This is a genomic window from Haloquadratum walsbyi J07HQW2 (genome assembly GCF_000415985.1).
Classification (GTDB): domain Archaea; phylum Halobacteriota; class Halobacteria; order Halobacteriales; family Haloferacaceae; genus Haloquadratum; species Haloquadratum walsbyi_B.
In genome coordinates this window covers 3,174,011-3,199,490 of sequence record NZ_KE356561.1, presented here as the reverse complement: position 1 = coordinate 3,199,490, position 25,480 = coordinate 3,174,011, and the positions used below count along the sequence as shown (strand labels likewise).

Here is a 25,480-nt window from a genome sequence, read left to right as displayed (position 1 = left end):
AGGGTTTGCAGTCTACCACTTGACCCTGCGGTTGGAATCCGCAGGACAAGTCGTGAAGGTAGACTCCGGGCTGTGCCAATCAGCCGAGCTGGTACTCCTATTCCCGTTCAAATTGGGCGAAGACTCGGAGTTACTTTTGATCAGGTCGAGACGGATATTCTCCGCCCCCGCCCCGTTCACATCAGCGTTGAACGCCGCATCACACGACTCACGGACAGAGAAGAGAGACCACGTCACGCTGACTGTCGTCTTCTGTCCCGCAGACACAACACGTCATGTCTTGCTTGTGTCGCGCTCTGACACTTCGCCGACTTCGATGCCCTCAGCCGTCGGCTTGTATTCGAGGATGTTTGAGAATCGGTCGAACGCCCACGCCCACGCCCACCCGTGCAGGTCGAGGTTGCCGTGCCGACCCAGACCCCAGTTCTTCGACTCGCCGTTGTCGTTGTCGGTGTCGTCTTCGCGGACACCAGCGAGTTGCCCAATGTTGAGACGGCTCACTTCCTGCTCGACACACCGGTCAATGATGTGTGTCGCTAAGGAGTGGACAAAATGGTTTCGGCACTCTGACTACTTCCCGTGGAGCCGAGTGGCTCGTTCGCCGCCCGAATCGTCGCAGTTGGCGATTTCCTTCGGGAAGTAGTATCCATCTTGTTTGAGACGGTTTCCGGGGTACAGGTCGGATTCTTCCGTGCTGTATGAGACGGCGGCAAAGTTACAGATACCGAACCGAGGTCAACTCCCGCCGTTTCGTTGCCGGGAGCCGTGGGTGTCTCGATTTCCATTTCGTCTGTGCAGACGAGGTGGAGTTCCCAACGTTGTTTTGCCTTGTCGGAGACGGCACGGACTTGTTGCAGGTTGTCGACGGTGACGCCGGGGCGTGTCTCGTATTCGACAACGACAAGGATGTATTCCCACGCTTTCGGGTGTTGGTTGTGGTGTGGGCCCTTCGAGAGGCGAAGGCGAAGGCGGTTGTTCTTCGAGTCGTGTCGTGTCGTGTCGTGTGTGATGCCGTTTTGTTTCCACGTCACGGTGCTCCGTGGGTGTTCTTCGTGGACGCGACAGCCTTGGTTGTCGTAGTAGTTTTGTTTGCGGTAGCCGGGCGGGTTCGCTCAGTCATCGGATTTCCTCTTTCCGTCCCACGACACGAGTTCGAGTTGAAGGCTTCAGCGAGTTCCTCCAGAACTCGCTGACTGGACTGACTGTGCAGTCGCTTGTACTTGTTGTGAGTCTTCAACTCGTTTTTAAGCTCGCGATAGTCAGGAATCTCGCCCGTCTCCTTCCAAACGTTGCGGGAGTGGTAGTTAGCGACGTTCCAGTGTAGAGTTTGCTGGCACTCCACCCGTGCAAGTCGAGCATTTCCTCTAGTTGTCCGTGGTTGAGGATTGTCGCTCGATGGGTGCGGTGGACTTCTAGCATTCTGAACGCCTGTATAAGTACTTATAATTGCTCTGTGGTAACGGTAAAGGTTAGTATCTGGAGTCGGTGGAGGTGGAATTGGAATATCCTGCCTTGCCATCGACGGTGGGTTGTGGAGGCGTTGTCGGTGTCGGATTCATCCCGCGGCTAAAGACGCGTTCTCCTTGAATTTCTATAATCGATTAACTCGTTTTATACGGCGCCTTCGTGCAAACTTTTCTCTTCCTTCCGTGTTTTTTGACCGATGCCGTTTTGATGAAGACGACCGCCGACGGTTCTCTCGAGACCGGATATGCCGGGCAGTGACGCTTGAGGATCGGTCGATGTCAATATCAGCCTTATCAAAATCATCGTCTCACGGTGGATAAAAAGATCTTATCAGGTATGGATCACCACCGGAATAGTAAGCTCCCACGCCCTGAAAAGCGTGGCACTCAGTGTGGACTCCCGTTCTAACCGCTGAGAGCGGTAGGCGAATGCTCGCCGTTTACCACAGGGAGGATGTCAGATCAGTATTATTACTGTGGATATTATTATTATACCAACGATAAGATGAAGAGTAGACATTCATCTGTTTGGAGTGTGAATACGTTAACATGAGTAAGGAAAGTCAAAAAGATCAAACGAAAACAACAGAGACGAATCGCGATGATACTGTGCGGACTTCGAGTTCACGATCAGGGTCTAGAGTGTCTCCTCGACCAGTCTCAGACCGTAGTAGTTGGTCTGGTTTGCTTACGCGAACGTTCAATATACTCAGTTCAAAAACACACACGGGACAAGGAGACGATTCACGCAGTACCGCTGTTCTCGCCGGGATGATGTTTATTGGGGCATTCATCACTGGGGCAATTCCGCTACCCCTGACATGGATTGGAGGCATCGCAGCCGGATCAATTATCGGAGCTAAGACCGAGAATGGGTCATTACTGTCTGCAACAGGGATTGCCGCATTAATCGGATTTGTCTTTGGGCTTACTTTCGCTCCAGCTCTTTTCGGATTGGGTGTCATTGTAACACTGATACTAACTGTTGTCAGTGCAGCGATTGGTGGAATTAGTTTTCTTCTTCTTGAGTAAAGAAATAAGTTAATTGATTAGCCTAACACTTGTTTTCGCTCCTCTTCGGATAACTGTATCTCTGGAACGGCAATAGGCGAGCAATTTTCACACTCATATGAACTCCCTCCAGCATCAAATCGGTAAACAGGGGTGTTAGTAATAAAGAATGTATCCTCCTGACGACGGGTGATGACTGCATTCGCATTCGCACCACAGTTAGGACAATAATCCTTGTCTGTGGCCGGTTCCTGAAATGTAACAGTATCTCGTCCAAGTAGGTGACCAGTATATGCTTCTTCTCTCGTTGTTTCAATAATATCACTGGCAGGGACTGGTTCCTGTTCGATTGTATTCTCAATGCCAGCCTGTGTATCTGTCTCAATGGTAATATATGGACTTGTCCTCACGGTGTTTTGAGATCCAAGTAAATACACCGTAACGGTCGCTGTTCGCCCAGTGATATCGACTGTGTTATTCCAACCAGATACAATAACTTCGATATCTGCCGTCACGTCAGTGATCTCTGCGGTGCATCGACCACCGGTAACACTGACACCATGTTTGGGATCAGATACAGAAACAGAGCGTTTCCACCCGACCCCGTGTGCGTCGTATACACCATGTCCGTACGGAGAGTCCGTGAGTTGAGTATAGAAGAGTTGTTCCTCTCCAACAATCTCGATATTACCGCTGATTGCATTTGGCTCAATATACACATCCTCTGCACCATCGATAATGACCGTCCCCTCAATACCGTTGTGTGGGACGTAAATATCCTCGATTGAGCCACTGACGGTGGTCTCTATATCATCTGATTGGACGGCCTGATCGGTTGGTCGTTGAGAGGAAAATACGTATTCAGGGTTAACGAGTTTGACATTTCCAGTGACCGAATTCCGTCTGAAATGAACATTTTCAGCATCAACAACTGAAATCGGTGTTTCCTCACCTCCATTGAGTGTAATATCTCCCGTGAAATCATGTGCATGAGTATTGCTCATTGTGTGTAACACCGTATCCGCTTGAGTGTGTATTACCCTTTTGCTGAGTTACTCAGTTTAAATCTCACTGCGTTTAATTAGAGAGTAAATGAAGAGTCCAGCAAGAATGACATTGAGATATACAAGAGTCGCAGCTAGGAACCGAGCGCCAAGACCAAGCGGACCGATGCCACCATAGCCGATTGTAAGAAATGTAATATATGAGAAATATATGTTGAGCAAGAGAATACGAGTCCCGCCACCTCCAGTGTCAGTCACTAGCTGAGACAGTGAAGTCTGTCCGGCACCAGTTTCGAATAGTGGTCCTCCAAACGCAAAGAGAATCGCAGCTACCAATGGGAATAGAATAAATACGGCAGTAATTCGATATAACCGAAGTCCATACCCGCATGAGAGTTCAAGAAACGAATTCTCTATTGTTCGAAGCCCGTTTTTGATCCGTGTTCGGATTGGCTCTGCGGAGTCGGTTGCAATCTGAGCGAACTTTCGTTTTGCATACTGTTGGCGTTTTACTCGAAATTCACCAGCAGCTTTAAGATTGCTCTGTGCCGAAGCACTGGATTTTGCTTTCAAATATGTTTTCTCAATACGTGCCGGCGTGAATTCAAGCGCTGGTGAGAACTCAGTCTCTGGTTGCACAAACCGATGAAGAATCCAGTCGTTTCGGTCAAGATACTCAAGATGTTGTGAGAAGTCAAACGCATCAAACGTTGTATCACAAAACCGAAAGTAATCAAGTAACTCTCGTCTGTCAGCCGGGTCAGCCGCCGTTAGTGATACGTCTCCGATCGTTGCCCGTGTAAAGTCAAAATATCCCCACCCACGTTTTGGTTGGGTAATTGTCCCTTCCTCAATCGTTGCATCGGTGAAATCGAGATATGAATCGTCGGTGAATGTTGGAGTCTGAATGATAACGGTGTCAGTGATTTCAGCGTTCGTGAAGTCGACAGTCGATTGAAACTCAGTTTTGCTAAATTCAATTGAGACAATATTTGTATCACTGAAATTAGCTACATCGTTGAATATGACGTCAGTAAAGACCGCATCAGACTCAAGATAATTTGTTCCACCATTAAATTCAGCGCCTCGGAAGACAGCGTCTCCGTTGAACGTGCTGTCTGTGAATGCTACATCACCATCAAAAATGACTTCATCAAAATCAGCGGTGTTGGCGAATGTGACGTCACAAAAAGCTACATCATCAGTAAACGTACTTCGTCTGAAATTTACGCATGTATTGAATTCTGCTCCTTCTGCATTCGTGAACCCAAACGTTCCACGTTCAAACGTAGCCTCATCATTGAACCTAGCATTCGTTAATGAGAGATCATCCGCAAGGACATCTGCGCCTCCGCTAATTGATACCCCTCTAAATGACGCTTTTCCATCAAATATCACATTGCTGAATGAGATGTCCTCTTGACAGTGTAACTCATCAAAATCAACATCAGCGTGAAATCTTGATCCATGTAATCGAATTGTACCGTTTGCTGTAGCGTGTTTAAAGCTAGCAGTGTCATGAAATCTGACGTCTTGGAACGACGTATAATAGAACGAAGTATGCTTGAATGACGCGGTATCATGGAAGATCGCATCGTCGAAAATAATATTATCATCGATTGTGCTCGCCTGTTCGGTGAGCAATGCGCCATCAAATGAAACGCAACCGTTGAATTCTGCATTCTTGAATGACACATCAACGGAGGCTGTTATTTCCTCACAGGTGAGAGACTGCTCAAAGGTCGCATTGGCGAAATCGATCATATCACCGTTAAAATCTGTATCAGACAGTGTGACTACATCGGTGAAGACTGTCTTGGAGGCGAGTAATCCGTCCTCAAACGCACAGTTTGGTGAATGAAAGCCGCCAACAGTGCTATTTCGAAGGTCGACGCGTTCTTCGAATCGTGCGTGAGCAGCCGAGATCCCATCTTCAATTGTTGTATGTCGAAAATCAATCGGATACTGGTTATCTGTCTCAATATCAATATAGTCAAGATCAAGATGTGGGATATGTGCCCCGATGAACTCTTTTTTATCATTTGTCTCAGCCGCTAATTCAGATATAAGCGCCGCTTGAAGATCCTGTGGTGTAATATCGTTATGTCTCCGTTCCTCGGGAGTCATGTGGAACAGACAATGTTGATTTGCTGGATGGGAGTCATGTGGACAGGACCACGTGGTTGTCAGTGACGAGTGTTTCTGTTCTGGATTAAACGTATATTGACAGCTCATCCGTTGTATTCTGAAATAAATAGTAAGTGTCTGTCAGCGATCATTGTGTATTTGGTTCAATTGCATCCAAAGACTCGGTGTTCAGTGGGGAGCCAACTTGATGATATGAAATAACCGTAAGATCATGTTCAGGGTATGTATGATAAGTTCGGTACTCGCTTTGTGAGATGCATTTAATTGCTGTATATGCGTCTGTATCGAATTTATACACAATCGTGAACGACTCTGTGTCTGGAAATGATGCAAGTGGCTCAGTTCGCACAGTTGTATGGACACTCTTTGGGTGGTTTTCGAACGTATGAGTAATATTCACCTCTATATCCAGCGAAAGTTCAACGGTGGTGATTGCTGTATTCGGTGTCTGCTCTGTCCGTGTTGGTCGGCATGAAAAAAGTTCATAGAACGGAAGCGCTGGCACACTCACGGCATGGGATTCACCAACAACGTGAAATGCTGCTGGGTGTGCATACAATACTGTTTCATGAGTTGTTTTGACGTCAATACCGTCTAATGATCGTGGACGGTCAGACTGGATGAGATAGAGTTCATTTGTCGACATGGTTATGTGAGATCGGATAGTGTCATGTTTTGGAGTCGATTGAGTCGATTTGAGAGCGGTTCTGGCTCACGCTGGGTATCTATGAGGATTTCATAATTAGGATTGAACAGTGTATTCGGTCTAACACTACGATACGTCGGTGTTGAGCGCCATCGTTTCGATTGATATTTATCTCGATGTTTTTTGACGTAGTGAGTCCCGTTTGCGGGTGCAATTAGCGGTCGTGATGAATCGGGGGCAAATAGATAAAATAACTCCCCCCGCGTAGTCTCCCCATCGCCAGTATAATCATCATATGCGTAATATGATTGATACTGTGTAAATCCAGCCTGAGAAACGGTATTCAGATATGCTTTTTGATGGGATGGATATGTATATCGTGAATAGCCCCACGTTGCGACAACACCCTTCTCGGTGAGTGAGTCTTCCAACAGCCGATAGAACTGTGTCGAGTAAACCGAAAGAAGGTCATCGGTTTTTGCACCGGGTAGATCGAGCAAAATAACGTCATACTGTGCGTCTGTGCGCTGCAGATAATCATAGATGTCAGCTTGATGCGTTTCCGCAGATCTGTATGTGTAGGCGTTATCATGATATTCCGCAAGGAATGTGTTTGTTTTTGCGTGCTGCATGAATTCTGTATCAATGTCAACATGATCAACAGAGACATCGTGTTGACGTAGATGATCAAGTGCAATCCAATCGCCACCACCAACAAGAAGTACGTCGGTATCTGTGGTGTTCGAATACATTGAGAGGGGAACATCTACCAATCCATTGTGATATGGACGCGCTGTACTATCACATACCTGAATGGCTGTGTCGAGACGAAGACATCGCTCTGTTTGTCCAGCAAAAAGCGGGTTCGCGCTACTTCCCGTCCAAGTGCGATTATACTGTACAACGTGTTGATATTGGGTGGTGAACTGTGTCGTAATCTCAGCATCGACCGTTTCAGGCGGGTACTCTTGTTCAATATTTCCCTCAAGATAATACTCTGTCAGTGTGTCATCAACCGTCTGGTGTGATACAACAGCTCCACCAAGCGTCGCTGTGAGCATAAGCGTGACAACAACCAGTACAGTTCGTTCGTTTGTGACGATATCACGATCATCTAAGGCGAGGATCCCCCATGGTCGGGAGCTAAATCGACAAATAAACAAAAGGGCTGCAACGACGTTTATGAGCGCTAAAGCGAAAATAGAGATAATAAGCCCGACGCTCGGATACAGAAGAAAAACATAGATCAGGGCACTGATGAGTCCCCCAAGATAATCCATCGCGAGAACTGTCGAGTACGTATTATACTCACTGCTTGAGCTGGACGTATGGAAGAATGGTCCGACAGCCATGTTGATCACTCGGTCAGCACCGTTCGTAATTCGCCGCACTCGTGACGATAACGCCGGTGAGTCTAGGTCGTTGACAAGTGCAAGCAGCAGCGGGAGTTCGAAGCCAGATAAGACCCCAATCCCGACTACTGGTAGGCGGGCTAGCAATGCAAGCAGTGTTTCTGGGAGCAACTGCGGCACTGCAGCTGTATTGACCCAGATAATAAATAACAAACCAATGGGAGCTGTTGCTGCTAAATAAAGTTCAGTACGGAATACATTCTCAGGACGGGTCTCATCGAACTGCTTGGCAATGTATGACCCAACTCCAAGAGATGAAAAAAAGATACCAATTGTTAATCCATACTGAGTTACTGTCCCGCCATACATTATGGTTAGAAGTTCTGAATATGCAAGTTCGTATGTGAAGCTACAGAATGCGACAAGAAAGGTGATGATATGGAGGGTCGTTTGTGCCGACGGGGTTATGCGCCGTTTCACTGGTTGCAACGATTGTATTGGGTAAGAGAGTTGGTTATCATATTAACCGAGTGTCTATCAGAAACAGAGTATAATCAGAGTTGAATATTGGAGTTAGCACAGGTGTAAGTTATCATTGTCCAGACGGCTATATTCGAGGTGAGACCTTCCACGTTTTCGTTATTTCTTCTTCACTGCCATCGGATTGAACACGGAAGTCGATACTCTCCCACCCAAGAGACCGGGTTCCCCCCTCGGCGAGTTCAGCATTGACTTCTGCACCAACTCGGTACCATCCACGGCGTGGACCGAGATCAGCTCGCACTTCTCTCGCTGGGTCATCGTATGTTGTTTCCCAGTTGATTGGTCCAGGTCCAGGCGATCGTTCAGTGAATGTATCATTATCACCAATGAATCCAATCCCGAGCGTGTCAATTGTCACTGGAACACGAGAGACATCATCATCGTGATCATTGTACCAGGTAGCTGCATATGCGCCGCCACCGTACCACGCACGACCATTTGATGTGCGTGGTGCAGATGAGAACCCACCGCGCCCTCTTCCAGTTGCACCTCTTCCCTTTGCTGCTTCGGCTGTACCGATTGGGGATACTGAGTCCAGACTCGAATCAACCTCGGTAATGGAGAGTTGATCCCAGTCAATATGCGTATCAGTATTATCGATCTGAGCCTGAGCCTGAGCCTGAGTCTGTGAAGACGCAGTATCGATTTCTTGTCGAGTCATCACCCACTGTGACTCCGCTGGAGCGGTTGTCACTTCGAGTGCTTCGGCGTCGCTCATGACACTGATATCACCGATAACATTTGATTTGCGCGGAGGTGGTGACTGATCAGATTGGAAGAGACGAATACAACCTGCTGTACTCCCGATAGCAATAGTTCCGACAACCGTTCGGATCAGCATACGTCGCTTCATGATATTATGAGGGGTGATATTGGGATAATGGTCATATACATGTCTTAGCAGTTAGAGTTGATATTGATGACATTGTATAAATATTGTCTGTCGATTGTACGTGTCTGATACATATGATTCCCCAGTTTGAGTTCCTCCCGCGGCTAGCCATTGGATTTCGTTTTACCATTGTCTAAAGATACCGTAGAGTTCTCGATCTTACGAATGATTTGATATAGTTGATTTAATACATCAAAATTAAAAACGGGTTTCATAAACGTCAACGAAGTCCGGTGATCAAATCTCATATCAATATTATAACATGCTGGGAACCTATACTGTCAGATGAACATATATGAGTTTATCAACAGAGGTGTTAGTTGACCGCTTCGGGGACAATCGTCACTGGAACTGCTGCCTCATCGGCGACGACGAATCCAGTGTGTCCCTCACGAGCTGTGGTTAGGCGACCTTTTGATCGATGTCCAATCACAATATGGTCAATATCGTCACTTTCTGCAATTTCAACCAATTGTTTACCGACTTCTGTCCCTGAGCGGAGTCCACTTCGACTGAGATGGTCAAGTCCAATATCAATAGGGATGGTCGTTTCCTCAAGGAACTCACGGATGTCATCACGAAAGTCTCGCTCATCCCCAGATGCACTCTCGGTTTCTGTTATATGAGATACATACAATTCTTCATCAAGACCATCGGCTAGTTGTACTGCCACATTTAGCACTGTCTCGAATTGACCATCATCGCTAACCGCGACCAGAATCCCCATAATTAGCTAATGAGTTAGAATTAATAATAGTTGACGCCGTATGAAACCACTTCACAGGCTGAGTACAGCTAGAATCCTGAAGTTGAGACCATCGTCGATATGTGTCATATAACGTCCGATTATCTCAAGAATTGTATCTGTATCGAGCCCTCAGATTCGGTATTCGATACACGATACAAGGTTACTTATATGGAATATATGCCACGCGGGCACACTACAATTCTTGTTGCGTTGGTCTAATTAGTAACTCGTTGACGTCGACGCGGGCGGGTTGACCCACAGCGTATGTAATTGATCGGGCAATATCTTCAGAGGTGAGTGAGTCCATTGTCTCATGCACTTCTTTTGTTTGTTGTTTCCGTTCTTCATCAGGAATGTGATCGTCGAGTTCCGTATCGACGAATCCTGGTTCGATGAGCGTCACTCGGATATCTCCTTCACCGGTGACTTCCTGTCTAAGACCTTCAGAGAATCCGTTAACACCGAACTTTGTTGCACTGTATACACTTGATCCAGGGAAGGACTTGCGACCAGCCACCGAAGAAATATTAATAATGTGACCGCTGCCGTGTTCTTGCATGATCGGGAGAACCGCGTGAGTGAGCTTCATTAAGCCGCTCAGATTCACATCGACCATCTGCTGGAAATTATCGGTATCAGCATCTTGGACTTCCTCAAGAAGCATTACACCAGCATTGTTGATGAGAATATCAACCTGCCCAAAGGCATCGACTGTCTGATCAACCAACTGTTGAATATCTGCATCGTCGGTCACATCTGTAGGTACAACAAGACTATCTCCGCCGTCTAACTCGATCTGGGCTGCTAGATCCTCAAGCTCGTCTTCACGACGGGCAGCAAGCACAACACGAACTCCTTCATTTGCGAGTAACCTTGCCGTCGCTTCGCCAATCCCAGAGGATGCGCCAGTGACGATTGCGACCTTACCGCTAATATCCTCAATAATACTCATCGTCATTATGTATGTTATTGGGAGGTAAGGTCTAGATGATAGAAGAAACATTGTCCGGGGCTCTCGTCGGTCTATAATGATACCACTGAGTCGATCGTGGAGTATCTCAACCTGACGAAAATTATTATAATATCCTCTCAATCATAAATCAGATTCATTCCCAACGTAAATATTCAAGTGGTTTACTCAATTTTCAGATACGCTCTTATCGTGATTTAGCATAGATTTTACCCTCGGAGCTGCCCTCTTGATCGGTCTTTTTGATTGGAAAGACAGTAGTCATAAACTCTGTCGTTAGGGAAATTCCGGTGAGGAAAGCTAGAAGATTAAGACGATATCGGTGGGACGAAAACGAACGCTGAAGTATTGATAGGTGTCTCTTGACGGCTCTCTACTTTGGCGGCAGGAAGCCACGCGGGCGGCGCAACGGCTCTTTCCGAGCGAGACGTTACAGTATATTGGAACCGCTTTGGTTCAGCTCCTTGTGTGTACAGAAGGTGTGCATCCCGAATGACCCCGTCGGTATCGACGGTCAGATATCCACGAATATCGGTCGGGTTGCGAACTGCGACATCAACGATGGTATATCGAATGCGGCGGTCCCCGCCCTGTCCGGTCACTTCGACTGCTCGAAGCTCACCAACAGTAAGGATCCGAGAGACCACTGCCCACATCGAGTCAGCTGCACGAAAGCGAGTTTCCTCTATTGAGCCGTTGCTTGATTCAAAATCGACCAGTCCATTGCGACCGCTACGACTATGCCGAACAGCCGATTCGACGTACACATCGCGTTCTGTGACGTCCGAATACCCGTTGTGCACATCAAGTCGGAACCGAGCCCGCGTATTGCTCGCCTCATACTGGTAGTCAGCGTATGCTCCAGGACGGAATCGCTCGAGAGCAACACCTGAGACTTCTTCGGTCCTAAGATATGTGATTGAATGCTCACGTGCTGTGGCACCGTCGATATCCGACCGTGAGAATCCATCAGGGAACTCGACATCTGTGAGCGGTACTGTGGTATTACTGGTCGCCGTGGGTGTTGAGTCACCTGTTGCTGTTGGTGAATCTGTCACCGGCGTGGTGTCTTCAGACCCAATACTACCACACCCAGCGACGAGTAAGAGCAGTGCAACTCCGACCGCCGCGGTACTACTCCGAGACACGCATTTTGTCCGTGGTCATTAGATTATGGAACTGCTGAGGACTCCTTTTGCGACTGATGATGTCAGCGTGTGAGATGTGCGCCGTATAGCCGGCTCATGACCCCAGTGGCTTCAAGCTATCTGGGTTGACAGCTCACCCTTCATGAGTAGTTTTGTCGTCTGCATCAATCACCTCACGTGCTTTAGCTATATGACCATCCACCTGCGCCCACGCGATGGGAGGCTCAAGTGCCTCAAGTTCTGCTTCAAGCACTTCGAGTCGCTCGTCGAATAGGGGGTCCCAGTCAGGGTGATCTGCGAGCGCTGCGGCACTCGCTGCTGTTTCGTCTTGGAGCGACTTGATTCGTGCTTCTACATCGTCCGGGAACGATTTTTCCTCATGCTCTGCCCATTCACGAAGGTCAGCTTCCTCGACGCGGAGGTCTGCAACGACGGTCTCAAGAACGCGTGTCTGGATTGTCGCGTCGAACCAGTGCTCCGAGTTGGGTTCGTCTGCAGATTGGAGCGTTTCAATTGTCTCGGCGATAGATGATGCGGACGTTTCGGCAGCCTCAATTTCATCAATAAGCGCATCGTGTCGTCTATTCGCCGAGTTGAGCCACGCTTCGAATGCTTCTAACTCGGTTTCAAGATCGTGTGCAACTCGGACAATATCTTGTGCGTCAGTCGTTATCTCATGTAGCCTGACGCCTGCTTGATAGATGTCTACCGCTGAGCCCATACCAGTCCGCACTGCAGTAAGGTCTTCACCAAGTTCGTCAACGTCAGCTCGGAGGTCGGCGAGTCGTTCCTCGAAAGCGCGGTCTCGCAGTTGAACAATCGACAGATCCGGGACTGCAGCAACAGCCTCGCGTACGTCCGCAGTAGTTCGCGTCGCGAGGTCTACCCGTGTCTCGGCGGTGGCGAGTATTTGTGAGACATCGGTGACGGTCGCTTCGATAGCGTCAGAGGTAACCGCTCCATCATCGACGAACGGGTCAAGGAATGTGCGAATCGACTTCGGATCCTCGTCCGTCCGTTCAGCGATACGCTCAATGAAGTCGTCAAGAGAGACCGATTCGGATACGAACTCAATCATATACATTCAGGTTGTAACAGTCTGTGGAATATCTTTTGAAAGGTCTAAATATAATCAAATAGTGTCAAATAGAGCATTACGCTGCGGTATGTATAATATATATCTCAATATAGCAATGTTATTGATACGTATCACTAATCACGAAGACATAGTAAAATTATAAGCTGTTTTCATATGCTGTCTGGAATACCTACATGATGTCAGAGAAAAACTGGGCTGACGGTGGGATGTCACGGCGGAAAGTTCTTATCGCTTCGGGGGCGCTCGGAACTGCTGGTCTGGCCGGCTGCGGTGGTCAGAGCAGCGAGAGTGAATTAAGTTCCGGCGGCGATAACACTGAAGAAAGTACGCTGAGCAGCGAGGGCGACAGCAGTGCAGACAGTTCGGGACCAGCCACGACGTTGCTCAACGCCGAGGGTTCCTCGACAGTATATCCTATCTCAAACACGGGGAGTTCATACTGGAATTCCAATGCACCACCAAGCGACGGCGAGTACTGGGGTGCAAACGATGAAGGATCGGTCCCTGGCTGGAACACACTTTCATCTGATGGCGCGGGCGACATGCTTCTCGCTGATTACTTCGCTTCGAAGTATGGTTACGAGCCGACCGAACAACGCTCTTCGCCGCCGTTCCCAACGACGGTTGGACTGAGCCACTCGGGAACCGGCTGTGAAGCTGTCACTGATGGGCTCGTCGATATCGGTAATTCGTCCGGTCCAATCACTGCAGAACTTGGTATTAGTGAAGAAGAAGCACAAAATACAGTTGTCGACAACGTTGTCGGTCGTGATGGACAACCGGTCGTCATAAGCTCTGACGTCTCGGACGCTGGCGTAACTCAGTTGACTGGCGAAGATATTCGCGGAATCTACCAAGACGAGATTACAAACTGGAACCAGATCGAAGGTATCGATTACGATCAAGAGATCTACGCAATTGGTCGTGCTGAGGGATCCGGAACTGACACTTCATTCCGACTAAACATGCTCGGTAGCGCCGACGCAGCAATGCCAGGAATTAATACTCGATTTGGGCAGAACCAGCAGGTCGCACAAGCAGTTGGTCAGAATGAGGGTGCTATTGCGTATATGGCACTTGCATTTACTGGGCCAGAAGTGACGCCTATTGCAATCGACTTTGATGACACGCTGTATGAAACGAGCCGTGATGCGGAAAACACGATATTCGACAGCGAATACCCGCTCAACCGTGACCTCCACATGTACACCCTCATTGAGGATAGTAACCCGATGGGTGGTGGATATGACGAGCGTGAGGCAGCATTTGTCAATATGTTCCTCAACGAATACGGTCAGACTGTCTTTGTTGAGGGGAATAACTATATTCCACTCCCAACAAGCGATCTTGAATCGATGAAAGAGCAGGTCTCCTCGGTCGCGACCGAAGACCTACTTCAGCCATAGGCTCCTCAGAGTATCTAATACACGCCATTAAGAAGCGTTTAAGCCCCTAATACGACTGTCTTGCGGCTCGAAATGCGGTTGCGGTTCACGTCCGGTTGTATCCACATACAAAAGATATTTTATGAGCATACAAGAGAAGTTATTCATACCAACTCCATGGCACAGGTGACGCCCCCACAAGATGGACGGATAAGAGGTGCAATCAGCAAACGTATCCAACAGATACGAGCCTTTGTCGGCGATGCTGAACCGGCTGCGCTCGCAGTCATCACGGTCATGACGGTGTCACTTCTCGGTGCACTTATTGGATTCCTTGCTGTGTCGAATTGGACTATCCTCCCATTCGCTGCCTTCCTTGGCTCATCGGCAATCGGTTGGTATCGATATCAAGAGGAGACCGCATACGTAATTGCGTTAATGATGACCGTCTCGACGATTCTAATTCTTGGATTGATTATCGTCTTTATTTTCCGGGAGTCGATTCCGGTAATCCAATACGAGAGCGCGACTGTGTTCGGAGTCACGGTCCCGGGACTTCGAATGTTCATCCAGCCGAACTGGGACGCTGTTTCACCACCGATTCGGTACTCGATGGTGCCGATGATTCATGGAACGGTGATGGTGACGCTCATTGCGTCTGCTGTCGCCGCACCTCTAGGCGTCTCAGCAGCATTATTCCTTTCAGAAATCGCTCCATCAACTGTTCGTGAGATTGTCAAACCAGGCGTCGAGATCCTTGCTGGTATCCCCTCTATTGTTTATGGATTCATTGGTTTCACTGTCCTCTCCCCATGGGCTTCCGATCAGTTCCAACTTACCGGTCAAGGCTCGTATTTATTCGTTGGTATCGTGGTCGGGTTAATGGCACTTCCAACCGTCGTGTCTGTCGCAGAGGACGCGTTGAGTAGTGTCCCTGAATCGATGAAGAGCGGATCGCTGGCGATGGGCACGACCGACTGGCAAACGATGACCTCAATTACTCTTCCAGCAGCGTTCTCCGGAGTATCTGCGGCGGTCCTCCTTGGCGTTGGAAGAGCTATTGGTGAGACGATGGCTGCGACTGTCATGCTCCGCGGTGTACCTCGGCTTACGGAGCCACTCACCAACGCCTTCTATGGTCAGGAGACGCTAACCTCGCTCATTGCCCGAAACTATGGTGAGGCTGATGGACTCCAAATGGATGCGCTGTTCGTGGCTGGCGTCATCTTATTTATCACCGTATTAGTCATTTCGATCGGCGCACAATACATTGAATGGCGGATGCACAAGCGTCTCGGAGGTGAGATGTGATGGCTGGTATTCAAGAAACTGACACGCAGTTAGTTGAACAGGAGACCACTCAGACAGACGCGATTGCTGCGCTAGCTATCGGTGTCTCGGCGATACTATTTGCTCTCGCGGTCGGGGCAATGTTCGAAGTGATCAGTCTCACCGGGACGCTCGTTGGCATACCGACTGTGAAACTATTGGGCGGTCTGTTAACGATAATCGGCAGCACAGTAACCGCCTACGGCGTCGGGTCACGACTTGGCTATATTGGAACTAATCCTGACCCAAGTGCTGGTCTCATCGCTGGAACAGGCGCTGCAGTACCCTGGGCGCTGATTGGTGGCAGCGTTGCGAGCGAGACGTTAGGCTTAGGATCGGCTGGAGGGATTATTGGTGCCGTCGTGGTCGGCGGAATTGCCTTTGTAGCTACCGTGCTCACACGCGAAGACGTTGGATCAACGGCTCCATTTGGGGCGCTCCTCATCGTGACGGGGCTCGTCTTTCTGACTGGCATTATCGGTCCCACGTGGGTCTGGAATCTTGGCTGGGAGCAACAGGCTTCTGTCACCGCTGAGTTCCTTATTCCGGTGGCAACGCTGTTCACCGCTTTGTACGGCGGATGGGCGGCGGCGAAGTCGTATGGCGGCTTCGGCGCCCGCGGTCGTCACATGGGTGCATACGTGCTTGTGTATCTGAACGCAATTTCAATCGTTGCTTTTCTGTTTATTCTCATCGCATATGTCGTCATTCAAGGAGTTCCAGGGATACTGACAGGGCTCGAAGTTGGACTCGGCACTGGACCGGAAACAACAATTCTTGGACTCTCAGTTACACTTCCGTTCTCTATCCCATTCGTGATGAATGGTGTGGCATTGTTGAATACGTTCCAGGGTGTACTCCCCGCCATAGTCGGTACCTTCTGGCTCGTAATTGGTGCCGTCCTGTTGGCAGTTCCACTAGGGGTTGGATCGGCTGTTTTCCTCACAGAATATGCTGAGCGTGGTCGATTTACTCAAGTCGTTGAAGTTGCCACCAACGGACTGTGGAGTACTCCAAGTATCGTATTTGGACTATTCGGCTTTGCCTTCCTCATTCCACGCTTCGGAAATGGGAAGTCACTGCTTTCAGGGATGATCACGCTTGGATTCATGCTTTTACCGTTGGTGGTGATTACGTCTCGTGAGGCGATGCTTTCGGTCCCAGATGAATATCGAGATGCGAGCGCTGCGCTTGGGGTGTCGAAATGGCAGACGATTCGAAGCGTAGTCTTGCCTGCCGCTCTCCCGGGTGTCGTCACTGGTGTCATCCTTGGCGTTGGCCGCATCGCAGGCGAGACGGCACCAATCTTATTAACGATGGCTGGCGGGACCTTTATTAACGGCGGACAGACAGTCGACGTCATCGGTGGATTTCAGTTTACTGCTGCGCCACCGTTCGTCGCTAACCCAGCATTACTTGAGGCAACCTCAGCGCTTCCCTACCAGCTTTTTGCACTTATCACCGCAGGCGTTGGGCTCGGAAGCAGCGTTTCCGATCCGAACGCGTTCCGCTGGGCAACAGCACTTATTCTTCTGATCGTTGTACTCTCATTTTATGCAATCGGCATCGCGACGCGTTACTACTTCCGACGACAGCTTAGACACACCTGATCACAATGAGCGAGAATCAAAAACCACAGACGAAAATAAGCACCGAGACAACGAGCACTGACCAGCCTCTCACAACGACTACTGGTGAGACGGAAGAACAAACGCAGGACGCGTGGACAGATTACGAGTTCCAAGGCGACGCGAAGATGACCGTTGAAGATCTCGATGTCTACTACGGCAATGATCACGCCCTCAAAAACGTCGCGATGGAGATTCCTGAAAAAAGCGTCACTGCACTGATTGGACCATCAGGGTGTGGAAAATCGACGTATCTTCGATGTTTAAATCGAATGAACGATCGGATCAACTCCGCACGAATAGATGGCTCAGTCCGGTTTGATGATCAAGAGATCTATCAGGATGGAGTCAATCTTGTTGAGCTTCGTAAGCGGGTTGGCATGGTATTTCAATCACCGAACCCGTTCCCAAAGTCGATTCGTGAGAACATCGCGTATGGTCCTGAAAAACATGGTGACCTCGACACAGGCATTCTTGCCCGGCTTTTGAACCGGAGTGACGCAGAAGAGCGCGACCGGTTGGTCGAACAGTGTCTCCGCGATGCAGCCCTGTGGGACGAGGTTAACGATCGACTCGATGATAATGCACTCGGGCTTTCCGGTGGACAACAACAGCGACTCTGTATCGCCCGGTGTCTTTCTGTCGACCCAGAGATTATTCTGATGGACGAGCCAGCATCGGCGCTTGACCCGATTGCCACAGCGAAAATTGAGGACCTAATCAATAAACTCTCCGAAGAGTATACGGTCGTAATTGTCACGCACAATATGCAGCAGGCGGCACGTATCTCGGATCAAACTGCAGTCTTCCTTACCGGTGGTGAACTTGTCGAGTACGGCGACACTGATCAGGTGTTTGAGGATCCACACAGTGAACGCGTTGAAGACTACATTACTGGAAAGTTCGGATAGCGACATTACTCATAACAGCAGTATCAGTGCTGACAGTATCGGTAACAGATCTGGGTTGAATACTAGATGATATAAACAATCTCGACACAACGGAGATGTGCGATCTCAGACTCACTATCAGCATGGTGATACTTTGACATCCTCCCCGCCTAAACAGCGAGGATTCCCACGACATCATGCCGCTGCGCTGAGTTGGGATATTATGGTTTGCCATCTTCCGACATGGAACACGACTGGCTGTGCCAACCAGCCGGGGCTCCTCTCCTCGACATGAGGACTCGGAGCTATCTGTGCTTGTGCTAACGACAAGCCTGAGTGTCAGCACAGAAAGCAAAGGGTGTTTCTGCCTGAAATGCAGCGTGAACCGATACTGTCCGATTACACGGGACAGGCGGGGAGACCGCCTCGGTTAGCGCACGGCGGTTTCTTTACTGGTCTAAATCTGCCGGATTCATTCCCATCCCCATCCTAAACGACCGGGCTTTCTCCTCGACTCTCGGTAAACGTACGTTCAGCCAGCATCGTGGGAACGGTCAGGAGAGTCCATACAATATCATCCGGTCTTCGAATATCTATGAGGAACAGACTCACATCATCGAGACTGATCATATGCATGTGCTACTGGCGATCTTGCTGAATGAGGAGGTGTTTCGGAGCCTCAGCGATAATCAGCAGGTATTCTATGACGCGGTCCGGGAGGTCCAGCCGGTGACAGTTGAGATCCCGGAGTCAAATTTGGAAGACATCAAACAGTTGTTTCGTGATGCTATGGTCACCATCGTCTCAGCTTCAGAGATTGATTTTGATTATGATGCCCACCGATTGCGACCAGAGCCAACATCCGAGAGCAGTTTCCCGAACTCATCGACACGGGCAAGTCGCTGGCATACAGCAGATATATCGCCTGAGATAGCTGGAGACACGACCACTCAGATATTGAAATCACATATTACAACTGAGAGATTTTTAGAATTATTGAATCAAAGTCCGAGTCTCTGGATCTGTTCTGACAACGGTCGGTGGGAAATTTGCGAATCGTGGTCGTGAGTATCTCAATATTCATCCTCGTATTTCGTATTATATCCAGAGTTATACAGATAAGTAAGGCGAGTATCTTGGGGTTGACCCCGAGACGGTTCACGTATCGTAATCGCAATTATAATTGAGAGGGATCGTTGCCGCCGTCGAGGTCTAAACTCTACTGCAAGTCCTCGAATTACCGCTTTGAGGGAAAGTACTTATTTTCTCAGGTCACGAGAGACCGACTAAGCTATCGAGAGTCAGGAAATGAGTATACTCAGACGTATCGTTTCCACGTTTCAAACCCAAGAATACCGAACGTCACTCCTAGACCAACGGCAAAAGAAAGCACGAGTGCGGAACCAATTGATCCTCCGCGTAGATATCCCACGATAGCAGCCAACATAGCGGCAGCAATCACATATGGAATTGACTGGAGAGCGCTACATACAAGATTATGTATCACACATGACAGTGATTCGTATAACTGAATTAAAACCCACCGCATCGTGTATGAGTCTGAATATGCCAGTCATAATCACAGTTGTAGTCACAAACTAATCACTGCATCTCTTTTTGCAATCTAATTCGAGCAATCAGTCACATGGGTTATATGTGATTCACAGTGAGGTAGATATAGAGATACAAGGTTGAGTATGATATCGGATATTCAACGCGCCATCATACATCCAGCATCGTTCTTCAGAAACAATGTACACATGGACACAGCTGAGTCCAGTCTGTTTCGTCCAGCGTTAGTGGTCGCTGCCGTCGGAATTGCCGGACTTTTCGGTTCAGTTCTAACATCATTCGCTACCACCGAAATAACATTTGCAGATGTCGGTGTAGTTGATCTCATTCTGGTGATTATCGGGGGATTGCTTGGAGTAGTTGGACCATTCATCTCATGGCTGATCATTGGAGCGCTATTTTTCATCGGTTCGCTTATATTCGCCGGTGATGGCGAGTTTCGTGACCTGTTAGCAGCCATTGGATGGGGCTTCGCTCCACGAGTCCTTGTTCCTATAGTCGGGGGAATCATCGCATTCGTTTTTACGCCCGGAGCGAGCATTACTGACCCACAACAGATTCAACAAGCCGTTCAGAGTCCAGGAGCTATCATCACTTACGTGGTGAACACAGGAGCGTACGTCTGGGCTGGAGTGATATGGACGTACGCGGTCGCGAGGGTCAGGAATATCTCAATTCGGGGTGCAGCAGTTGTGGTTGGGGCAGTCGTTGTGATTGAAATCCTTCTCAATGTAGGTCTCCCGATCATAGCCGCCTTCCTACTCGAATCCGTTCTAGAATCCACACCAACGTTGTAACCGCGGACTGAATACAATCGGTAATATATGGTCAAAGCTAGCGGTTCTCATCAATCATAACGTATAGGCCTCAATAGCAGTATCTGATGTATGCGTCTTCTATCCACGAAATAGACACAAATCAATGTTTAATACATCAGCAACTCACCAGTATCAATCAATTAAACACACTATAATTACGCAGTCTGACATAACGAAAAAATAGTGTTGCTACTCTGAGAATAGAAAAATCACTAGATTTTTTATGATAGCATAACAATAAGAATGACTGCTAGGGTATGGGAAATTGAGTGATAATCCCGGCTCTCAGAATTAATCGAGGCTGACTCATCCAGAGTGATATTCTCGACTAATCCGGAGATATACCCTAGCAATCACGCTATACTACCGGTTTCATACGTTAAGTAATTTGGCACAGTTCTATGATTGCCTGCCATATTTGTTCCTTGGTCTCGTTTGATCCAATGGTTGGTCATCTTCTCTTCTTTCGCGTGTGGATTTATCCGGACCGCTGAGTCTCTATTTTTATGTGAACAACTGCCAGTGGGAGTTCTATAAACTGTGGTTATGACTATACTAATAACCGTGTCCATTCATATCACATTATTTCTAGAGCCCCACGTATGTTGACATCCTCCCCGCGCGAAAGCACGGGGCTTTCTACTCGATTCCCGGTAATGCCAACCACAACGCCAGCCATCGGCGATGATGTTGGACTCATTCTGTTGATAATGCTCAAAGCCGGGTTAGAGTTTTTGCGCATACCAATAGCAATTGTAGTCGGGTTAGCTGTTCTATTCTGGGCGTCACAACGGCTGCCAGAGTCGAATTAGTCTCCTGTGGATTACCCCCGACCCGACCCGGACCCGGGTCTCGACATGATCCGCTCACGTTGATTATGAAAGCCACAGAGTGTGTGATAATCTACTATTCGTAGACCGTTTGGGGTCTAGAGATTGTGTCATACATATCATGTGATTATTAAAATAAATATGTAATATATACTTACGTCTCAGCCGATTTTCACGGTCAGAAGATTCAAACTACATTTTTATTTCTTCTTATAACAATCTAAGATAATGGGATTAGTTCAAAGCCCTCTCTTCCGACACGGGCAATCAATACTGACTGCAGGGTTAATCGTGGGAATGGCGGTTTTCTTCATTGAAGACGAGCTGGTCAGTAATATTATGTTGTTGTTTGCAGCCGTTGAGGTTATCGTGACGCCACAGATTCTAAAGCGGGTAGCTGATCAATAATTCGACACTAATCGACAAAAAAATTACATCGTGCCCACATAGTTGCTAGAAGTGATCTGTTAAGAGGCAGTTTAATGTGAACTACCCCACCCTACTCAGCCGCTAGCGCGGCTCCGCTCCGGTGAGGGTGAGGCTTCCGCTTCCTGTTTCAACGACGCGCTTTCCATCCACATCCACATCCACAACATCGGACACACCCGACGAAGTGAACAGAGCGAGCGCGAGCGCAGTCTCCACAGACCTTCCAGAGTCGGATTGTCCCAATCCTAGTCCTAGCGCTTCAAAACCACGAGAAAGTATATTCAGCGCTGCGTTTGCATCCCTACCCTATCCATGTCAAAACCACAAGCAGGTCACGAGTGCTCTCGAGCCCACAACGGCTTATCAGACGCAACACCACACGAAGCACATTCTTTGGTCGTGCCAGCAGGTGCAGCTTCGACTTTCAGAAAATGCGTGCCCTCACGTGTGCACTTGTATTTCGGATTCGCATCACTCCTTGAGGACGGGGCTTAGCGCCTATAAACTGCTAAATATCGTAGAATAAACCACAAATATGAGCTAGTGTATATGATTCATATCCAAGTGACCGGTAATCGGTTACTACAAAGACGTGAACACGGGAATCATCTACCTGACAATTTATCAGAGTCAGAAACGACTGTTGCCATACCGAGGAACAGTGACCCGAACCCGGCGACACGAGCCGGGATTGATATCTAAAGCAGAATTATTCCAATCAACCCCACATTCACCAAATAATGCTCCAAGATGAATTCTCAATTCCAAATAGCGACACGCTCACGAAAACAGATATTCAATCTGATGCTCATCTCCCAGAAGCGGACCTCTCTTACGCCATTCTTTCGGGTGCCGATCTCAGCGCTGCCGACCTCTCGGGTGCAGATCTCTTCCATGCCACCCTTTCAGGCGCAAACCTCACCAATGCGGATCTTTCCGATGCCGACCTTACCGTTTCGAATCTCATTCGCGCTACCCTCTCAAGTGCGGACCTCTCTGGTGCCGAACTCACATATACAGATCTCTCTGACGCTACTCTTCGCTTTAGTTCCCTGCTGGAGGCAGACCTCGCTCGTGCCACCCTCTTACGCGTCGATCTCAGCGCTGCCGACCTTTCTGGTACCATCGCTCGCTCCGCTGACCTCTCTGGCGCCGACCTCTCCAGAGCCGATTTCACTGATGCTGACCTCTCAAACGCTAACCTCACGGGCACCAACTTAACAAATTCGGACCTCCCCAATGCCGATCTCTCTAGTGCAAACCTCACTGATGCCGACCTCACGGACGCTAACCTAATGAACGCGAGCCTCCCTAGTGCCAATCTTTCTGATACTAACCTTTCTGACGCCGCCCTTGCCGGTGCCGAGATTTCAGATGCCGACCTCTCTGGTGCGAACCTCACTGATGCGGATCTCACCGGTGCTGACCTCATGGGTGTCGACCTCTCGAATGCCGACCTCATGAACACCAACTTTACGAGTGCAGATCTGTCCGGCACCAGTGCAATAGGCATGGACCTTTCCAAAAACCAATTCCCGTTTACAAACTTCACCGGCGCCGACTTGAGGGGTTCCAAGTTCACCGGCGCCAAACTCAACGGTTCTATCCTCACTGATGCCGATCTCCGTGGTGCCGACCTTTCCGACGCCGATATCGAGGGTGCAGATCTCACCGGCGCTAACCTCCCGGACGGCGTGCGAGATTCAGAGTGAAAAATTCATACTGTACCCACATCAGCAAAATTAGCTATGTGGGTGACTCTGACAATCACTGTAGTTCTTCTATGCAAGCAAACATGTTAGATTGAGTATCGTGGATATATGCTGATCTAGGGTAATATATTAAATAAAGAATCTTCGCTTCAGGACACATGCTTTCGAGGAGGTTATTGAATTGCTGGCAATTTGCGTGAGAGTCATACTCAACAGTCGGCGTTTGGACTAGCCATGGTTTAGTGAACGTGAATTGCCTCACCTTGTGCGGCTTCGGCAGCTTCAACAAGGGTCTCGGGAAACGTCGGGTGGGCATGCATCGTTGTCGAAATGTCATCCAACGAGGCACCCATCTTGAGCGCCAGCGTCGCCTCAGCGATGGTGTCAGACGCGCGAGCACCGACGATCCGTACGCCTAACAGTTGCTCGTCGGTATCGGCAATAATCTTGAGATAGCCCGATGTTTTATCAGTGGTCAACGCGCGACCTGAACTCTGCATCGGCACGCGACCGATCAACACGTCGTCGTGTTGCTCGGTAGCCTCGGCTTCCGACAGACCGACAGTCGCGACCTCGGGGTCGGTGTACATGACTGTCGGCATGTACTCAGCGTCGACAGTCCGTTCCTCACCGGCAGCGACCGCCGCAGCGGTCTTTCCATCTCGGACCGAGATATGGGCTAGATATGGCGGACCGGCCGCATCACCGATTGCGAGGATGGAATCGTCGGCTGTTTGAAACTGATTATTAACCTCAATGAAACCATCGTCGGTGAGTTCAACATTGGTGGTGTTGAGCGCTAACCGATCGTACGCTGAAGTTGGTGTTCGACCGGCAGCGACGACGATATGATCGCCCGACAGTCGGATTTCCTCTCCGTCCTGTTCAGCAACGAGCACAGGCGTTCCATCGTCGTACTCGACGCCCTGAGCCAGTGTCGAGGTGTATATATCGTTGTCGTACATCTCGCTTGTCTCCTGAATCGAGTTGACGATCTCCGGCTCAAATTGGGTGAGCACGCGGTCGAGTGCCTCAACGATTTTGACGCGCGCGCCGAACTTCGAAAATTTGGTGACAGCCTCCATCCCAATGTAACCGCCACCGACAACCACGATCTCGTCGGGAACGTCGTCGACCTGTAGAATATCCCGTGAGGTGATGACACCTGGTTGGTCGTACTCGAGTCCGGGAATCTCGATCGGATTCGAACCGGTGGCGATAATCGCCGTCTCGAAGTCAATTGTTTGCGTCTCGTTATCAGTGGTGCCGCCGCTACTGTCGACCTGAAGTGTCTCTGAATCAACAAAGTGAGCGGTCCCTTCGAGTAACTCGACGCCGTGGTGATCAAGACTATCGAGAACCTGTTGGTCGAGTTGGTCGATCACACTGTCTTTCCAGTCTTGGATGGCGTCAAAATCGACGTTGACGGAATCGGTCTCGATGCCAAGAGCATTCCAGTGATCGATGTCCTTCTGGAATCCAGCAGCGTGAATCAACGCCTTCGCCGGAATACAGCCGTGATTGAGACTAACGCCTCCGATGGTTTCACGCTCAATAAGGACGACATTAAGATCCTTCTGTGCGCCACGAATAGCCGCGGTGTAGCCCGCCGGACCAGCACCGATAACAGCAAGATCGGTCGTTGCTTGCATTATACCAGTTCTTTGTTCAATAAATATAGTAGTTGATGACGTCCGTGACGTCACTCATCATAAAACTAATCAAGCATAACAAATCGCTGCCTGGAAGCTGGTGAATTTAGCTCGTCGGGTAGTTCCGAGGTTGTGGATGGGATGGAAAGCGCGTCATAGAAACAGGAATCCACATCCTCAAGGAGCGAACGGTGCAGGCCGTGAGCGG

The 25,480-nt window shown here is 49.0% G+C and carries 21 protein-coding genes and 2 pseudogenes; 10 read left to right on the top strand and 13 right to left on the bottom strand.

The features are described 5' to 3' along the window. Position 1 precedes the first annotated feature (1 nt). Positions 2 to 1,419, bottom strand: a pseudogene (locus J07HQW2_RS14970) (RNA-guided endonuclease InsQ/TnpB family protein); the annotation flags it as partial. A 596-nt stretch (positions 1,420 to 2,015) separates the two neighbouring features. Here J07HQW2_RS14970 and J07HQW2_RS14965 point away from each other — a divergent pair. Then, the gene (locus J07HQW2_RS14965) at positions 2,016 to 2,498 is read left to right on the top strand and encodes a hypothetical protein (protein WP_021056462.1); all 483 of its coding nucleotides are present in this window, start codon (positions 2,016 to 2,018) and stop codon (positions 2,496 to 2,498) included. Between the two features lie 17 nt (positions 2,499 to 2,515). On the opposite strand, the gene J07HQW2_RS14960 is transcribed toward J07HQW2_RS14965, so the two are convergent. The 9 genes from J07HQW2_RS14960 to J07HQW2_RS14920 form a co-directional block, all read right to left on the bottom strand. After that, positions 2,516 to 3,481 (bottom strand): DUF3060 domain-containing protein, encoded by a 966-nt coding sequence (locus J07HQW2_RS14960; protein WP_021056461.1) that lies wholly within the window; start codon positions 3,479 to 3,481, stop codon positions 2,516 to 2,518. A 57-nt stretch (positions 3,482 to 3,538) separates the two neighbouring features. After that, the gene (locus J07HQW2_RS14955) at positions 3,539 to 5,608 is read right to left on the bottom strand and encodes a pentapeptide repeat-containing protein (protein WP_303704226.1); all 2,070 of its coding nucleotides are present in this window, start codon (positions 5,606 to 5,608) and stop codon (positions 3,539 to 3,541) included. Positions 5,609 to 5,756: 148 nt separating this feature from the next. After that, a complete protein-coding gene (locus J07HQW2_RS14950; protein ID WP_021056459.1) occupies positions 5,757 to 6,275 on the bottom strand; it encodes a DUF2617 family protein in 519 nt (172 codons plus the stop codon). 2 nt (positions 6,276 to 6,277) lie between these two features. Further along, on the bottom strand, positions 6,278 to 8,107 hold the full coding sequence (locus J07HQW2_RS14945) for a spermidine synthase (protein WP_021056458.1): 1,830 nt from the start codon (positions 8,105 to 8,107) through the stop codon (positions 6,278 to 6,280). Positions 8,108 to 8,234: 127 nt separating this feature from the next. Next, complete coding sequence (locus J07HQW2_RS14940; RefSeq protein ID WP_303704225.1) at positions 8,235 to 9,011, bottom strand: hypothetical protein; 777 nt, start codon at positions 9,009 to 9,011, stop codon at positions 8,235 to 8,237. Positions 9,012 to 9,378: 367 nt separating this feature from the next. Beyond that, on the bottom strand, positions 9,379 to 9,789 hold the full coding sequence (locus J07HQW2_RS14935) for a universal stress protein (protein WP_021056456.1): 411 nt from the start codon (positions 9,787 to 9,789) through the stop codon (positions 9,379 to 9,381). A gap of 214 nt (positions 9,790 to 10,003) precedes the next feature. Next, on the bottom strand, positions 10,004 to 10,762 hold the full coding sequence (locus J07HQW2_RS14930) for an SDR family oxidoreductase (RefSeq protein WP_048075727.1): 759 nt from the start codon (positions 10,760 to 10,762) through the stop codon (positions 10,004 to 10,006). A 326-nt stretch (positions 10,763 to 11,088) separates the two neighbouring features. Next, a complete protein-coding gene (locus J07HQW2_RS14925) occupies positions 11,089 to 11,928 on the bottom strand; it encodes a hypothetical protein (RefSeq protein ID WP_021056454.1) in 840 nt (279 codons plus the stop codon). A 133-nt stretch (positions 11,929 to 12,061) separates the two neighbouring features. Continuing rightward, positions 12,062 to 13,006 (bottom strand): hypothetical protein, encoded by a 945-nt coding sequence (locus J07HQW2_RS14920; RefSeq protein WP_021056453.1) that lies wholly within the window; start codon positions 13,004 to 13,006, stop codon positions 12,062 to 12,064. A 197-nt stretch (positions 13,007 to 13,203) separates the two neighbouring features. Between J07HQW2_RS14920 and J07HQW2_RS14915 the strand changes: the two genes are divergently transcribed. The 5 genes from J07HQW2_RS14915 (at position 13,204) to J07HQW2_RS14895 (ending at position 19,327) form a co-directional block, all read left to right on the top strand. Next, a complete protein-coding gene (locus J07HQW2_RS14915; protein WP_021056452.1) occupies positions 13,204 to 14,433 on the top strand; it encodes a PstS family phosphate ABC transporter substrate-binding protein in 1,230 nt (409 codons plus the stop codon). Between the two features lie 156 nt (positions 14,434 to 14,589). Next, on the top strand, positions 14,590 to 15,723 hold the full coding sequence (gene pstC, locus J07HQW2_RS14910; RefSeq protein ID WP_021056451.1) for a phosphate ABC transporter permease subunit PstC: 1,134 nt from the start codon (positions 14,590 to 14,592) through the stop codon (positions 15,721 to 15,723). Further along, complete coding sequence (gene pstA, locus J07HQW2_RS14905; protein WP_021056450.1) at positions 15,723 to 17,351, top strand: phosphate ABC transporter permease PstA; 1,629 nt, start codon at positions 15,723 to 15,725, stop codon at positions 17,349 to 17,351. The genes pstC and pstA overlap by 1 nt, the downstream gene beginning before the upstream one ends. A 5-nt stretch (positions 17,352 to 17,356) precedes the next feature. Next, positions 17,357 to 18,280, top strand: coding sequence for a phosphate ABC transporter ATP-binding protein PstB (pstB, locus tag J07HQW2_RS14900; protein WP_021056449.1), 924 nt, complete (start codon positions 17,357 to 17,359; stop codon positions 18,278 to 18,280). 453 nt (positions 18,281 to 18,733) lie between these two features. Beyond that, complete coding sequence (locus tag J07HQW2_RS14895) at positions 18,734 to 19,327, top strand: type 2 periplasmic-binding domain-containing protein (RefSeq protein ID WP_343122485.1); 594 nt, start codon at positions 18,734 to 18,736, stop codon at positions 19,325 to 19,327. Between the two features lie 250 nt (positions 19,328 to 19,577). Here the strand turns inward: J07HQW2_RS14895 and J07HQW2_RS14890 are convergent, their stop codons facing one another. After that, positions 19,578 to 19,766, bottom strand: a complete 189-nt coding sequence (locus tag J07HQW2_RS14890; RefSeq protein ID WP_303704224.1) for a hypothetical protein — start codon at positions 19,764 to 19,766, stop codon at positions 19,578 to 19,580. Positions 19,767 to 19,956: 190 nt separating this feature from the next. On the opposite strand from J07HQW2_RS14890, the gene J07HQW2_RS14885 reads away from it, so the two are divergent. The 3 genes from J07HQW2_RS14885 to J07HQW2_RS14880 all read left to right on the top strand — a co-directional run bounded on the left by J07HQW2_RS14885 (position 19,957) and on the right by J07HQW2_RS14880 (position 21,887). After that, the gene (locus J07HQW2_RS14885) at positions 19,957 to 20,628 is read left to right on the top strand and encodes a Yip1 family protein (protein ID WP_021056445.1); all 672 of its coding nucleotides are present in this window, start codon (positions 19,957 to 19,959) and stop codon (positions 20,626 to 20,628) included. Positions 20,629 to 21,305: 677 nt separating this feature from the next. Then, positions 21,306 to 21,461 carry a hypothetical protein gene (locus J07HQW2_RS19120; RefSeq protein ID WP_303704223.1) on the top strand — a complete coding sequence of 52 codons (156 nt, stop codon included), beginning with the start codon at positions 21,306 to 21,308 and terminating at the stop codon, positions 21,459 to 21,461. A gap of 246 nt (positions 21,462 to 21,707) precedes the next feature. Continuing rightward, entirely contained in the window at positions 21,708 to 21,887 is a 180-nt protein-coding gene (locus tag J07HQW2_RS14880) for a hypothetical protein (protein ID WP_021056442.1), read from the top strand. A 102-nt stretch (positions 21,888 to 21,989) separates the two neighbouring features. Here J07HQW2_RS14880 and J07HQW2_RS19115 read toward each other — a convergent pair. Beyond that, positions 21,990 to 22,369, bottom strand: a pseudogene (locus tag J07HQW2_RS19115) (zinc ribbon domain-containing protein); the annotation flags it as partial. A gap of 279 nt (positions 22,370 to 22,648) precedes the next feature. Here J07HQW2_RS19115 and J07HQW2_RS14875 point away from each other — a divergent pair. Continuing rightward, positions 22,649 to 23,620 carry a pentapeptide repeat-containing protein gene (locus tag J07HQW2_RS14875; RefSeq protein ID WP_021056440.1) on the top strand — a complete coding sequence of 324 codons (972 nt, stop codon included), beginning with the start codon at positions 22,649 to 22,651 and terminating at the stop codon, positions 23,618 to 23,620. Between the two features lie 239 nt (positions 23,621 to 23,859). On the opposite strand, the gene lpdA is transcribed toward J07HQW2_RS14875, so the two are convergent. Continuing rightward, a complete protein-coding gene (gene lpdA / locus J07HQW2_RS14870; protein WP_021056439.1) occupies positions 23,860 to 25,272 on the bottom strand; it encodes a dihydrolipoyl dehydrogenase in 1,413 nt (470 codons plus the stop codon). Positions 25,273 to 25,480: the final 208 nt, after the last annotated feature.

Coding starts and splice junctions, on each gene's coding strand:
- pstC (WP_021056451.1), top strand. CDS start 14,590: ATGGCACAGGTGACGCCCCCACAAGATGGACGGATAAGAGGTGCAATC.
- J07HQW2_RS14940 (WP_303704225.1), bottom strand. CDS start 9,011: ATGCTGATCCGAACGGTTGTCGGAACTATTGCTATCGGGAGTACAGCA.
- J07HQW2_RS14915 (WP_021056452.1), top strand. CDS start 13,204: ATGTCAGAGAAAAACTGGGCTGACGGTGGGATGTCACGGCGGAAAGTT.
- J07HQW2_RS14885 (WP_021056445.1), top strand. CDS start 19,957: ATGATATCGGATATTCAACGCGCCATCATACATCCAGCATCGTTCTTC.
- J07HQW2_RS14920 (WP_021056453.1), bottom strand. CDS start 13,006: ATGATTGAGTTCGTATCCGAATCGGTCTCTCTTGACGACTTCATTGAG.
- J07HQW2_RS14880 (WP_021056442.1), top strand. CDS start 21,708: ATGGGATTAGTTCAAAGCCCTCTCTTCCGACACGGGCAATCAATACTG.
- J07HQW2_RS14965 (WP_021056462.1), top strand. CDS start 2,016: ATGAGTAAGGAAAGTCAAAAAGATCAAACGAAAACAACAGAGACGAAT.
- J07HQW2_RS14930 (WP_048075727.1), bottom strand. CDS start 10,762: ATGAGTATTATTGAGGATATTAGCGGTAAGGTCGCAATCGTCACTGGC.
- J07HQW2_RS14960 (WP_021056461.1), bottom strand. CDS start 3,481: ATGAGCAATACTCATGCACATGATTTCACGGGAGATATTACACTCAAT.
- J07HQW2_RS14950 (WP_021056459.1), bottom strand. CDS start 6,275: ATGTCGACAAATGAACTCTATCTCATCCAGTCTGACCGTCCACGATCA.
- pstA (WP_021056450.1), top strand. CDS start 15,723: ATGGCTGGTATTCAAGAAACTGACACGCAGTTAGTTGAACAGGAGACC.
- J07HQW2_RS14935 (WP_021056456.1), bottom strand. CDS start 9,789: ATGGGGATTCTGGTCGCGGTTAGCGATGATGGTCAATTCGAGACAGTG.
- J07HQW2_RS14875 (WP_021056440.1), top strand. CDS start 22,649: ATGCTCCAAGATGAATTCTCAATTCCAAATAGCGACACGCTCACGAAA.
- J07HQW2_RS19120 (WP_303704223.1), top strand. CDS start 21,306: ATGCCAACCACAACGCCAGCCATCGGCGATGATGTTGGACTCATTCTG.
- pstB (WP_021056449.1), top strand. CDS start 17,357: ATGAGCGAGAATCAAAAACCACAGACGAAAATAAGCACCGAGACAACG.
- J07HQW2_RS14955 (WP_303704226.1), bottom strand. CDS start 5,608: ATGACTCCCGAGGAACGGAGACATAACGATATTACACCACAGGATCTT.
- lpdA (WP_021056439.1), bottom strand. CDS start 25,272: ATGCAAGCAACGACCGATCTTGCTGTTATCGGTGCTGGTCCGGCGGGC.